10 protein-coding genes and 2 pseudogenes are annotated in these 13,147 nt (G+C 56.9%); 11 read left to right on the top strand and 1 reads right to left on the bottom strand.

The genetic code is table 11. From position 1 onward, the window contains the following. Positions 1–175: 175 nt before the first annotated feature. The 6 genes and pseudogenes from SD70_RS14675 to gucD all read left to right on the top strand — a co-directional run bounded on the left by SD70_RS14675 (position 176) and on the right by gucD (position 6,491). Positions 176–1,714, top strand: coding sequence for an ABC-F family ATP-binding cassette domain-containing protein (locus tag SD70_RS14675; protein WP_041048271.1), 1,539 nt, complete (start codon positions 176–178; stop codon positions 1,712–1,714). Positions 1,715–1,849: 135 nt separating this feature from the next. Further along, positions 1,850–2,596, top strand: coding sequence for a GntR family transcriptional regulator (locus tag SD70_RS14670; RefSeq protein ID WP_041048270.1), 747 nt, complete (start codon positions 1,850–1,852; stop codon positions 2,594–2,596). Positions 2,597–2,630: 34 nt separating this feature from the next. Continuing rightward, positions 2,631–3,518: a fumarylacetoacetate hydrolase family protein gene (locus SD70_RS14665; RefSeq protein ID WP_041048269.1), complete on the top strand. Its 888-nt coding sequence runs from the start codon at positions 2,631–2,633 to the stop codon at positions 3,516–3,518. Continuing rightward, complete coding sequence (locus tag SD70_RS14660; RefSeq protein ID WP_041048268.1) at positions 3,518–3,826, top strand: UxaA family hydrolase; 309 nt, start codon at positions 3,518–3,520, stop codon at positions 3,824–3,826. Before SD70_RS14665 ends, SD70_RS14660 begins: the two co-directional genes overlap by 1 nt. Then, a pseudogene (locus SD70_RS14655) lies at positions 3,768–4,991 on the top strand (UxaA family hydrolase). Before SD70_RS14660 ends, SD70_RS14655 begins: the two are co-directional and overlap by 59 nt. A 35-nt stretch (positions 4,992–5,026) precedes the next feature. Further along, positions 5,027–6,491: pseudogene (gene gucD / locus SD70_RS14650) on the top strand (alpha-ketoglutaric semialdehyde dehydrogenase GucD). Between the two features lie 111 nt (positions 6,492–6,602). Here gucD and SD70_RS14645 read toward each other — a convergent pair. Continuing rightward, the gene (locus SD70_RS14645; protein WP_041048267.1) at positions 6,603–7,043 is read right to left on the bottom strand and encodes an SRPBCC family protein; all 441 of its coding nucleotides are present in this window, start codon (positions 7,041–7,043) and stop codon (positions 6,603–6,605) included. 245 nt (positions 7,044–7,288) lie between these two features. On the opposite strand from SD70_RS14645, the gene SD70_RS14640 reads away from it, so the two are divergent. The 5 genes from SD70_RS14640 (at position 7,289) to SD70_RS33330 (ending at position 13,135) form a co-directional block, all read left to right on the top strand. After that, on the top strand, positions 7,289–7,660 hold the full coding sequence (locus SD70_RS14640; protein ID WP_052487450.1) for a cupin domain-containing protein: 372 nt from the start codon (positions 7,289–7,291) through the stop codon (positions 7,658–7,660). Continuing rightward, the gene (locus SD70_RS14635) at positions 7,657–8,634 is read left to right on the top strand and encodes a Gfo/Idh/MocA family protein (RefSeq protein WP_041048266.1); all 978 of its coding nucleotides are present in this window, start codon (positions 7,657–7,659) and stop codon (positions 8,632–8,634) included. Before SD70_RS14640 ends, SD70_RS14635 begins: the two co-directional genes overlap by 4 nt. Then, positions 8,631–10,181, top strand: a complete 1,551-nt coding sequence (locus SD70_RS14630; protein WP_052487449.1) for a TIM-barrel domain-containing protein — start codon at positions 8,631–8,633, stop codon at positions 10,179–10,181. The genes SD70_RS14635 and SD70_RS14630 overlap by 4 nt, the downstream gene beginning before the upstream one ends. Then, positions 10,168–10,740 carry a DUF5110 domain-containing protein gene (locus tag SD70_RS38075; RefSeq protein ID WP_331436785.1) on the top strand — a complete coding sequence of 191 codons (573 nt, stop codon included), beginning with the start codon at positions 10,168–10,170 and terminating at the stop codon, positions 10,738–10,740. The genes SD70_RS14630 and SD70_RS38075 overlap by 14 nt, the downstream gene beginning before the upstream one ends. 211 nt (positions 10,741–10,951) lie before the next feature. Next, the gene (locus SD70_RS33330; protein WP_052487447.1) at positions 10,952–13,135 is read left to right on the top strand and encodes a PAS domain S-box protein; all 2,184 of its coding nucleotides are present in this window, start codon (positions 10,952–10,954) and stop codon (positions 13,133–13,135) included. Positions 13,136–13,147 lie beyond the last annotated feature (12 nt).

Genomic DNA, 13,147 nt, shown 5'->3' with positions numbered 1-13,147 from the left:
AAGTAACTGCGTGAACTAAGGAACCGCCGTATACCGAACGGTACGTACGGTGGTGTGGGAGGTCGGCTACTCAACTAATGGGTAGCCTCCTACCCGATTATTCCAAACTGAATAGGTTCTCATCGCTGTTCTCCCGGTTGCGCTTTGAAATAGGAAGCCAAAGGAGAGAATGACTATGAGTTTGTTGACGGTTGAAAACTTGACGCATGCGTATGCGGATAAATCGGTATTTCGCGACGTGAGCTTTCGCCTGCTGCGGGGGGAGCACGCAGGTCTCGTCGGCGGCAATGGCGCCGGCAAATCGACGCTTTTGCGCATTTTGGCGGGGGATGTCATTCCCGACCGGGGCACGGTCAAATGGCTGCCTGACGTAAAATACGGCTTCCTGCGGCAGCATCTCGACCTGCAAGCCGGCACCACTATCAGGCTGACGCTGCAGGGCGCTTTTGCGCACTTGTACGACATGGAAAAGCGCATGCGTCACATCGCCGAGCAAATGGCTGCCGGGGCGCCGGATGCGGAGCCGCTGGAGCGGCTGCTCGCCCAATATGGCGAGCTGCAGACGAAGCTGGAGCAGTCCCGCTTTTACGAGCTGGATGCGCGGATCGAAGAAGTGGCTGCAGGCTTGGGGCTGCTGGAGCTTGGCTTGGAGCGGGAAGTCGACAAGCTGAGCGGGGGCCAGCGCACCAAGCTGCTGCTGGGCACGCTTTTGCTGGAAGAGCCGGATGTGCTGCTGCTTGACGAGCCGACCAATTTTTTGGACGAGGCGCATATCGATTGGCTGACGAAGTATTTGAAGGTTTACGAGCACGCCTTTCTGGTCGTATCGCATGACGAGCGGTTTTTGAACGAAATCGCCGGCACAATCTTCCACCTGGAGCATCAGCAGTTGGGGCGTTACGCGGGCAATTACAAGGCGTTCCTGGCCAGCTACGAGCAAAGCAAACAGCAGCTGCAGGACGCCTACATCCGGCAACAGCACGAAATTGCCAGGCTGGAGACGTTCATCCAAAAAAACAAGGTCCGCAAAGCGAAGCAGGCGAAAAGCCGCGAAAAGATGCTGGAAAAAATGGAGCGGATCGACCGGCCGACGACTGCGCCGCGGCCTCGCTTTACATTTAACGTTACCATAGACCCGGTGACCCGAGTGATAGAAGCCAAACAAATTCAGATCGGCTACACGAAGCCGCTCTTTGCGCCGCGGGATTTGCAAATTAGCCGTGGCGACAAGATCGCCATCGTAGGCTCCAACGGCATCGGCAAATCGACGCTGCTCAAAACGCTGCTCGGCCATGTGGAGCCGATGGGCGGGACCGTGCATATCGGGGAGCGCGTTCGCGCCGGGTACTATGCGCAAGAACATGCGGTTTCGGAGCTAACTCCGCTGGAGCGCCTGACGACATTTCGGCGGGATTTGAAGGAAAAGGACATCCGCAAAACGCTCGCGATGGCGGGGCTGACCGACAAGCACATTCGCCAGCCGCTGCGGGCATTAAGCGGCGGAGAGCAAGCGAAGGCGCGTTTAAGCGAGCTAATGCTGACCGACTGCAATTTCCTCGTATTGGACGAACCGACGAACCATCTGGACGTCCTGGCGAAGGAGGCGCTGCGGCAAGCTCTCGAAGCGTACGACGGTACGATTGTGGTTGTGACCCATGAACCGGACTTTTACGCGGGTTGGGTGACCGACATATGGCAAGTGGAGAAATGGTAAGTAAGTTGAACAGCTGCCGCGGTTTTGTCCGCGGCGGCTTTTTTTTTCAAGCGCGATTGACGATTTCCTCGAAGATTATATATAATTTTATCAATTATATATAATCGATTTTGCTAGCAGGAGAAGGTCGCGAACATGGCAAACAATCCGCTTGTCCCATCATTGAAGGACGAGGTCCGGCTAAAGCTCAGAAACGCCATCATTTCAAATGAGTTGAAGCCGGGAGAACGAATCGTCGAAACGGAGGTAGCCAAAAATTTCGGCATCAGCCAAGTGCCCGTCCGCGAAGCGCTAAGAGGTCTGGAAGAAGAAGGGCTCGTTACCTCGGTCAAATATAAAGGAGCGTTCGTCGCGGAAATCGACAGCTCGGAAATTTTCCACATGTTTTTGCTGCGCGCGGAAATTGAAGCGAATGTCGTCGGGCTTGTCATGCCTTCATTGACGCGGCGGCATTTTGGCGAGCTGTACGACATCGTCGAACAAATGAAGAAATACAGCGACGAGCCGGAACATTACGCTGCCCTGTCCGCCTTGGACGTCGAGTTTCACCGCACGGTTATCGAGTGGGGGCAAATTGCGGTATACAACCGGATTTGGCATATGCTGGACGGCCATATCCGCCGGTTTATCGCGATTTTGCATCCGCAAACGATATTGGACGGCAGAGCCGCCTACAGAACCCATACGAAACTGATAGAAGCGATGGAACGGAGGGATGCGGACAAGGCGAAAGCCGAATTTAAAGATCATATTTTGTGGGCGTTCAGCCCGAGCGGGCCTTTTGCAAGCTCGGGCCTTTTGCAAGCGCTGCCAAAGCGGAAAACGCCGACCCGGCCGGCCGACCTTTGGCATGAATGCCGGAGCGGGCCCGTAAAGTACTAATAGCGAATCTATCCGTGGACAGGAGGAACCGAAGATGCGCGTCATCCGCTTTGCAGACGAAACCTCTTTGCCAGTGCTCGCAGCTTTAACCGACGACAATCGCATTTATGCTTTGCCGCAGCGGGATTTGATGGAACTCGTACGTGAGGCCGAGGAACTCGGCGTGTCCCCGCTGGCTTTGATCGAAAAAGAGATCGCCGAAGGAGCAGCGCCTGTCGGCGTGCCGCTCGAAAGCCTGACTTTATTGACGCCTCTCGACGCCCCCGAAGTATGGGCAGCTGGAGTAACGTACGAACGGAGCAGAGATGCTCGCAATTACGAGGCGACGGGCGGTAAGCTGGACGTGGCGACGTTTTACGACAAAGTGTATGACGCGGAGCGTCCCGAAATTTTTTTCAAATCGACGGCGGCGCGCACGGTCGGCCCGGGGCAGGACGTCTGCTTGCGCTCGGATTCGAGCTGGCAAATCCCGGAGCCGGAGCTGGGCCTCGTCATAGGCCGGAACGGGAACATCGTCGGCTACACGGCCGGCAACGACATGAGCTGCCGCGATATTGAAGGAGAAAACCCGCTCTACTTGCCCCAGGCCAAAATGTGGAGGCGCTCCTGCTCGATCGGCCCGGCGGTGCGGCTGGCGGAAACGGTCGCGGACCCGTACCGGTTCCAAATCGCCTGCCGCATTTACAGAAACGGGGAGTTGGCCGTGGAAGGAACGGCAAGCACGGGCCAGTTGAAACGAAGGTTCGACGAGCTCGTGTCCTTTTTGCGGCGGGACAACGACATTTTTGACGGTACGGTGCTGCTGACCGGAACGTGCATTGTGCCTCCCAACGATTTTACGCTGCAGGATGGCGACCGGATCGAAATCGAGATTTCGGATATCGGCGTACTGAGCAATACTGCCAGAAAGCTGGTGCCGTGATGAACGCCTCATATAAAACGGTCATGATGAAGCCCCAGGATTCGGTCGCCGTAGCCCTCGAGGATATTCCCGCAGGCGCCGAGCTGACGGTCGTTTCGCAAGGGCAGACGTTTACGGTCGTGCTCGCGGACCCGATCGAGTTCGGCCACAAATTCGCCGTAAGGCCTATCCGCCAAGGCGACGACATTGTCAAGTACGGCGAGGCGATCGGGGTAGCGGTAACCGATATCGCTCCCGGCCAGCACGTTCATGTGCATAATCTGGAAGGAAAACGGGGAAGAGGTGATCTCGGTGCCACAGCTGGCTGAAGGCAAGTTTTGGGGTTACCGGCGGGCGGACGGACGAGTCGGCGTCAGAAATCATGTGCTTATTCTTCCTACCATCGTGTGCGCGACTCAGGCAGCGAAACAAATTACCGAGCTTGTTCAAGGCACGGTATCTTTTATCCATCAGCATGGGTGCGCCCAGGTGGGTGTCGATTACGAGCAGACGTTCCGCACCTACGTCGGGCTCGGCACGAATCCGAACGTCTACGGCGTCGTCGTGCTCGGGCTCGGCTGCGAAACCCATCAGGGCCGAGGCGTCGCGCAGGAAATCGCAGCACAAAGCGGCAAGCCGGTGGAGCTCGTCTCCATCCAGGATCACGGCGGCACGCTGATGGCGATCGCGCAGGGCGCGAAAATCGCCGCCCAAATGGTGCAGGACGCCTCGGCGCAATTCCGCGAGCTGTGCGACATCAGCGAGCTGATCGTCGGCACCGAGTGCGGGCGGGTCTGACGCTTGCTCGGGCTTGTCCGCCAACCCTGCCGTCGGCGTCGTCAGCGACATGGATCGTGCGACTGCCGGGGGTACGGCGATTTTGGCGGAAACGACGGAGCTGATCGGAGCGGAGCATTTGCTCGCGGCCCGCGCAGTAGATGAAAGGACGTCGAAGCGGGTATACGAAGTGATCAAGGCGATGGAAAGCCGCGCTTTTATGATGGGCATCGACATCCGTACCGGCAACCCGAGCCGGGCAACTTGAAAGGCGGGATCAGCTCCCTCGAGGAAAAATCGCTCGGCGCCGTGGGCAAAGCCGGCAGCCGCCCTTTGCAGCAAATCATCGATTATGCCGAGGCGCCGACCAAGAAAGGCCTGGTATGGATGGATACGCCAGGCCACGACATCGAGCAGCTGACCGGCATGGTGGCGGGCGGCGCGCAAGTCGTGCTGTTTACGAGCGGCCGGGGAACGCCGACCGGATGCCCGATCGCGCCCGTCATCAAGATCGCGACCAATACGGCCATGTTCGAGAAGATGCGAGATAATATGGACATCAACGCGGGAACGATCATTCAAGGCGTCGAAACGATCGAATCCGTCGGCAGGCGCATTTTTGACGAGGTCGCGCTTGTGTCGTCCGGCAAGCTGACGAAAGCGGAAATATTGAAGCAGCACGACTTCGGCATTTGGCGCATCGGCCCGACATTTTGACGCGTTCAACCTTATACGAAAAGAGGTTAATCCAATTGAGTCAAGCGACAGAGCCCAAAACGTATTTGAACTATATCAACGGAGAATGGACGGCGGCTTCAACCGGGCAGACGGACGCCAGCATCAATCCCGCCGACAGGCGTGAAGTCGTAGGCTACGTACAGAAGTCTGGGCTCGAAGACCTGGACCGCGCCGTTGCCGCCGCACGGCAAGCCCAACAGTTGTGGAAGAAGCTGTCCGGAGCGGCGCGAGGCGACTATCTGTTCAAAATCGCCAATGCGCTCGAGCGGCGCCTCGACGAAATCGCGGAGACGATGACCCGGGAAATGGGCAAAACGCTGCCCGAGGCGCGGGGCGAAACCGTACGGGGCGTAGCGATACTCCGTTATTATGCCGGAGAAGGCATGCGCAAGACGGGCGACGTCATCCCTTCCACCGACAGCGAAGCGCTCATGTTTACGTCCCGCGCTCCGCTCGGCGTCGTCGGCGTCATAACGCCCTGGAACTTCCCTGTTGCGATACCTGTCTGGAAAATGGCGCCCGCGCTCATATACGGCAACACCGTCGTCATCAAGCCGGCGCAAGAAACGGCTGTGACCGCGGCCAAAGTGATCGAGTGCATGCACGAAGCAGGGCTTCCCGCAGGTGTTGTCAACCTGGTAACGGGCAGCGGTTCCGTGATCGGGCAAGGGATCGTCGACCATCCCGGGATTAACGGCATTACGTTTACCGGCTCCGATACGGTGGGCAAACGTGTCGGCCAAGGCGCTCTAGCCCGCGGTGCGAAATACCAGCTGGAAATGGGCGGCAAAAATCCGGTCATCGTCGCTGCGGACGCCGACCTGGATTTGGCGGTCGAGGCGACGGTCAGCGGCGGCCTGCGCTCCACCGGCCAGAAATGCACGGCGACAAGCCGCGTCATCGTGCAGAGCGCCGTATACGAGCCGTTCAAAGAAAAGCTGCTGGCGAAAGTCAAGTCGCTGCAAGTCGGCGAAGGGCTGCGCAGCGACACGTGGATGGGGCCTTGCGCCAGCGAAAATCAGCTGAACACGGTGCTGACGTACATTGATAAAGGCCGAGAGGAAGGAGCGGTGCTGCTGCATGGCGGCAACCGGCTGGAAGGCGGGGGGCTCGAGCACGGCTTTTCGTCGAGCCGACCGTTTCGAACGCGTCACGCCGGACATGACGATTGCGCAGGAAGAAATTTTCGGTCCCGTGCTGGCGCTGATCAAAGCGGATACGCTGGAAGAGGCGCTGAACATCGCCAACGATGTGAAATATGGCCTGAGCGCCTCCATTTATACGCGCAATATCGGCAATATGCTGAGCTTTATTAACGAGATGGACGCCGGTCTGGTGCGCGTCAATGCCGAAACCGCGGGCGTGGAGCTGCAGGCCCCGTTCGGCGGCATGAAGCAGTCGAGCTCGCATTCCCGCGAGCAGGGGCAGGCGGCCGTCGAATTTTTCACCTCGATCAAGACGGTGTTCATCAAAGCGTAAGCTCAAATCAACGGAACGATGGCTGCGGGGATTTCCTCGCGGCTTTTTTTTCTTAAGGCATAAAAAAACCTTCCCAAAGGAAGGATTTAAAATTTACCATCTAACAACGATTCAACCTGCTTGTCCGATAGAGAGTTCGCTATATTTTTTAAAATTGTCTAAAAACGCCTGCCAGCCTTCTTTTTGTTGCTCAATGGAATGGGTTTCTTCCGCTTCAAAAACTTCAATGATCTTAGTGTCGTTTTCTTGATTAATAAAAGTGACCGAAACTTTTCTTCCGTCTCCGAGTGTGTAAGAAATGAATTCGTTTGTTCTAATTTCGTCATAAACTCCGCCGAAATCAAATCCAAAGCTTCCATCCTTTGGTTCCAATCTTGTAACAAATGTGCCGCCAGCCCTTAAATCATTTTCGGCATGTGGTGCGTGCCAGTCATCGGAAGCAAAAGACCATTTCGTTATATGCTTTGGTTCCGTCCAATATTCCCACACTTTGTCAACTGGTGCATGAACTGTGGTTTCTACCGTTATTGTTGCTTTTTCACTTGTTTCCATTGTAATTACCACCTCAATATATTAAATTTACATTCATGGTTAATTATACCACTATCCTAAATTACAAGAAAGTTTAGAATTGGCCGTAAAATAATCAGGGGCAGCCTCAACAATCCAGGATAACAGAGCATTTCTTAAAAAAGAACAAGGCAGCATAAATTATTCCATTCCGGCGAATAAGCAGCAGGACTATGATGGGAGAGAACGACATTTCTCATGACTCATAGAGAGGAGTTGCACATAGATTGAAAAGATTGCGTCTAACCGATTTGGCTGATACGACACAAGGGCATTTCCTGGGAGAGTGGCTGCCGGGCGACCATTTGTCAGCGGGCGGGCTCGCGTTCGCCAGACCCGGGGAGAGGAGCCATACGAACGACGGCCCCGGCGGCCGCGACTATCACGTACATCGGGATTGCGAGGCGTTCGTCATCCTGCAAGGGTCCGGCACGATGGAGCTGAACGGAGAGCACCACCCTGTCAAGGTGGGTGACATCATTATCGTGGAACCCGGGGAGGACCATCATCTGAATTCGGATATGGAAGATCCGATAGTTACGTTATGGCTGCATGCCGGTGCGGAGAGGCCGGCGAACGCGAGGGGGGATGCGCGATGAAAGCGATATTGGTCGGCCTCGGTTCCGCAGGCTTCGGCTGGTACAAGCGGCTGCGGGAGCGAGGACTGCTGGCGGCGGTTGTGGACACAGACCCGCTGCATAAAGCGAAAATGGGAAGCGATCCGTTCCCGTTCTACACCTCCCTGGATGAAGCCCTGGAGCGGGAGTACGCCGATTTTCTGGTCAACGTCACACCCCCGATGGCTCATACCCGCGTTAACCTCGCAGCCTTCGACCGGAAGCTTCCGGTGTTGTGCGAGAAGCCGATCTCCTTCGATTACAACGAATCGGTGGAAATTGTCGAGAGGTCGATTCGGGAGCGCATTCCTTTCATGGTCGCGGAAAATTATCGCAGATTCCCTTACATTCGCAGCCTGAAAAAGCTGCTGGACAGCGGCACCATCGGTCTCGTCTCGGCGATCGACATTGCGTTCTACCGCTACCACCAGGTGAAACGCAATTACACGGTAAGCGTGCTGGACGATATCGGCGTTCATCATTTTGACCTGCTTCGGTATTTGACCGGCAAGGAAGGCACAACCGTTCAAGCGAAGCTGTACAATCCGATTGGGGGATGGGTCGAGCCTGACGCGGTCATTAACGCCTATGCGTTCATCGAGCTGGAGGGAGGCGTTACCGCAAGTTACACGGCCTCCATAGCTGCGCGCGGAACCGAGACGCCGTGGTGCGGCAATTGGCGCATCGAGGGCACGCAGGGCGCGCTCGAACTGATCGATACAACCATCTTTCTGGTTCGCGATGGGCGGTCCGAATGCATCGACCGGCTTGACGGCATCGACGAGACCGATGCATTGGCGGAGTTTGTCGCGTCTCTGCGCGAAGGCCGGGAAGCGGAAACGAGCGGGAAAGACTATTTGCGCACGCAGACGCTCGTACATTACGCCAAGCTGGCGAGTGCGTCCGGCCGCACGATGAATGTCATGCAGCCGGAGATGGGAGGTAGCCCGTCATGAACAACTGGACAGAAGCGGCGCCCGGAGTTTGGCGGCTCACAATCGGAGAGCGGCAAGAAGTAACGCCGCTGCGGATTTTGGCGGTGCCGCCCCGGATCGAAGCGATGGAGCGTTTGCCGCAAGGCAGCTTGCCGTTCGAGCGGGAGGCGCTTCAGCTGGAAGAGGGGGCTGGAAGCCTTATCCTGTCCATACCGCTGGACGCCACGGAGAAACTGTACGGCTTCGGCTTGCAATTTATGCGCCTGAACCAGCGCGGCCGAACGCGCTATTTGCGCGTGAACAGCGATCCGAAGCAGGATACCGGCGAGACGCACGCGCCCGTACCGATGTATGTTAGCGATCGTGGCTACGGGGTGTGGGTCGACACATCAAGAATCGTGACCGTATATTGCGGCTCGACGCTGCGGCTGGAAGATACGGGCGAGGTGCGCGACCGGAACGTGGACCCGGCGTGGAAAGCTACGATGACCGCGTCGCGGGTGGAGATACGCCTGCCGGCGGAGGGGGCGGACGTCTACCTGATTGCCGGCCCAGCCATATCCGATGTGGTGCGCCGCTACAATTTGTTTTGCGGAGGAGGCGCGCTGCCTCCGAAGTGGGGGCTGGGCTTCTGGCACCGCGTCCCGAAGCTGTACAGCGCCGATGACACGCTCCGCGAGGCGATGGAGTTCCGGCAGCGCAATTTTCCGTGCGATGTGATCGGGCTGGAACCCGGTTGGCATAGCCGAAGCTATCCGGTTACGTACGAATGGGATCGGGGCCGTTTTCCCGACCCCGGCACATTTGTGCGGATTATGGAGGATCACGGCTTTCGGGTGAACCTGTGGGAGCATCCGTACGTTTCTCCCGATGCGAAGCTGTATCCGAAGCTGCAGCCGTTCGCGGGCAGCCATACGGTGTGGGGCGGAATCGCGCCGGACTATACGATGCCGGACGCCCAGGAGCTGTATAAGAAGCAGCATGAAAAAGAGCATGTCGAACTGGGCGTGGCCGGCTACAAGCTCGATGAATGCGACGGCAGCGAGCTGACGAATCATTCCTGGATGTTCCCTGCCCACGCGAAGTTCCCTTCCGGACTCGACGGCGAGCAAATGCGCCAGCTGTACGGGCTGCTTTTCCAAAAAATGACGAGCGACCTGTACCGCAGCCGCAATCGCCGAACGTACGGGCTCGTCCGGGCATCGAATGCGGCGGCATCCTCCATGCCTTACGTGCTGTATTCGGACTTGTACGATCACAGACAGTTCATTCGGGCGCTCTGCAACTCCTCGTTCAGCGGATTGCTGTGGACCCCGGAAGTAAGGAAGGCGCAGAGCGCCGAAGATTGGGTCAGACGGATGCAGACGGTTTGTTTGTCTCCGCTGGCGATGCTGAATGCATGGGGAGACGGCACGAAGCCGTGGTCTTCCGGAGGCGGAAACGATCATACGCCATTACATCCGGCTTCGAATGCGGCTGCTTCCTTATTTGTACACCGCCTTCGCGCAGTACCGGGAGGAAGGGACGCCGCCGTTTCGGGCGATGCAGCTGGTCATGACGTCCGCTGACATCGCTCGGGCGGAAGGGCTTCGCAGCCGTGAACAAGCGCAGAGCGTTGAAAATACAACGGATGCAGCGTACGGCAAACGGACGGCGAAACAGTGGGACGATCAGTACATGATCGGCGATTCGCTGCTCGTTGCGCCGCTGGTTGCGGGCGAAACTTCACGCGAGGTGCTGCTGCCGAGCGGAGCTTGGTACGGCCTGGAAACCGGAGTGCGGTACGAGGGTGGCGCAATCGTTCATGAATCATGCGGGCTGGAGCGGATGCCGATCTTTGTCCGCGAAGGCGCGGTGATCCCGCTAATGCCCGCTCTCGCGCATACGCCGCGTGCGGGGGAACGGGCGCCGCTGGAGCTCGTTCATTTCGGCGGCGTTGAAGGCGCCGGGACGTTGTATGACGATGACGGCGAGACGTTCGCTTACGAAAGCGGAAGCTGCGGGTGGTGGGGTTGTTCGGTCAAGCGGCAGCCGCATGACGGTTGGTCCGGCGAGCTGACGGGACCAAGCGGGCAGCCTGCCTCCTACGGTCCGGTGACGTGGCGCTACGCCCAGACGAGCCTATAACAAAAGCCGGCGGACATACCACTGCTCCGCCGGCTTTCCTTATTTCCAAGCCCTTGCGGAGTGATTGATGTGCTCTGGCGGATGGTGCGGCACTCCGCTTTTTTCGCGCTTGCCTTGGAAAATGGAAGGATTACTAAACGGACTGTCGAAACAAAGAATGCAGCCCGTGAAAATCCGTATGCTCCATATACATAGAACAGGAGTTCATTCCATGGACATTCAGTCGGTTCATATCAGTCAAAGCCCGATTTTCCAGGCGTTCCGGCATGCCCCGGTAGGTATGGGAATATTCCGCCCCGATGGAACGGCGCTCCATGTCAACGCTGCGTTATGCGATATTGCCGGTTACGCTGAGGATGAATGGAACGGCTTGCGGTTTCAGGACATCGTACATCCGAGCTGCCGGCACGTTTACTTGCAAGCTGTCTCGGCAGCGGATACATGCGCTTCTTCGCCTGCTCCGGTCTTCGTTCGTATCGTCGGCAAGGACGGAACTCCGGCAGAAGTACAACTGACCGTTCATAGCGAGCGCGATGCCGGCGCGGAAGCCCCGTATGTCCTTGTTTATACCGGCGTACCCGGTTATCCGCAGACGGCCGAACGCATGGGCGAAATGAGCAAGGAATGGGATCCGTCCTTGTTTTTGCACAACCCAGCCATGATTTTGGCGGTCGATTTGAACGGCAACATATTGGCTGCCAACGATGCGGCGCAAAACGTGCTGGGCTACCGGAGCGAGGAGCTTATTGGAGTGAACTGCAGCAAGTTTCTCGACGAAGGGCAAGAGCATTTGTTCGACCTGTACAACGGAATTACGTTAAATCAGCCGATGGCGTATGAAGCGCGCATACGCCGCAAAGACGGGAATATCGTCGAACTGGGCGTCAAGAACGTTCCTATCATTACGAACGGACAAGTAACCGCTTTATATGTCATCGGCCGGGATATTACGGAATTCAAACGCAATCAGGTGCTCAAAAACAAGGCGGAGCAAGAATTGCGGGAGACGGTCCGGAACCAGCTCGGCATGACGTTTAAGTTTAAACGAATAGACGGACAGTACATACATACGCTATGCGACGGGGAGCTGTTGTATCGTCTCGGATTGACTCCGGATCAGGTGATCGGCAAAACTTTGCATGACTTCTTCCCGCCGGAAATCTGTCTAAGCAAGCTGAAGTATTACGACAGAGCCTGGGCCGGCGAGGACGTCGTGTACGAAGGCAGGCGGGGAGACGTCTGGTATTTGGCAAGCTTGCGGCCGATCAAAAAGGGCGGCGTTGTCGAGGAAGTGATCGCTTCTTGCGTGGACATAACGGAGCGGAAAAAAGCCGAACGGGAATTGGTCGAAGCGAAGGAACAGTTCGAATCGCTGTTCAACAGCTCCCCGCTCGCGATCGGTCTTCTCGATACGGATGGGGACGTCATCCGGGTGAATCCTGCCCATGAGGCGCTGTACGGATGGAGCAACAGTGAGCTCAAGGGCAAACCTTTGCCGCTTTTTCCGGATCATCGGCAAGAGGAATGGCCGCTGCTCAAGAGCAAAGTGATGGCGGGTTACCCGGTTGTCGATTTTGAAACCGAACGGGTGCGGAAAGACGGGACACTGCTTACCGTATCTTTGACCGTTGCACCGCTCCGCGACAAGGAAGGACGGTTGTTCGGCTTCACCGGCCTTGCGCGAGACATTACGGACCGCAAGAAGACCGAGGAGCTGCTCCGCCAGGCGGACAAGTTGAACGTAGTCGGTCAATTGGCCGCAGGACTGGCGCACGAAATCCGCAATCCGCTCACCTCGCTGCGCGGATTTTTGCAGCTGTTGCGCGCGGGAAACAGGGAAAAGGAGCAGTTTTACGATCTCATGCTGTCGGAGCTGGACCGCATCAATACGATTTTAGGCGAGCTGCTCATCATCGCCAAGCCGCAAATCACCCAATTCCAGCAAAAAGATCTGATGCAGATGCTGAAGGACGTCCTCAATCTTCTCATGCCTCAAGCGATATTGCAAAATATTCAATTTCTTATCGATTTCGATACGGAGCCGCTGCTCGTGCACTGTTCGGAGACAGAGCTCAAGCAAGTGTTCATCAATATTATCAAGAACGGCATGGAGGCTATGCCGCAAGGTGGCGTCCTGTCCATCAGGCCGATGCTATCGGGAGACAACGAGGTCACCGTCCGCATTTGCGACCAAGGCGTGGGCATTAGGGAGAGCCTTATATCCAAGCTGGGCGAGCCATTTTACACGACGAAGGAGATGGGAACCGGCCTCGGACTCATGATGTGCCACAAAATCATCGAAGCGCATCGGGGCTCCATCGTTTTCTCAAGCAAAGTAAACGTCGGCACAACGGTAGACGTCGCGCTTCCTTTGCTCCAGGCCAGTGTGGAATAGACTGTTCCCACA

This window comes from Gordoniibacillus kamchatkensis (assembly GCF_000829455.1).
Lineage (GTDB): Bacteria > Bacillota > Bacilli > Paenibacillales > NBRC-103111 > Gordoniibacillus > Gordoniibacillus kamchatkensis.
Note: the sequence above shows the minus strand (reverse complement) of the source record. Positions and strands in the feature narration are given on the sequence as shown.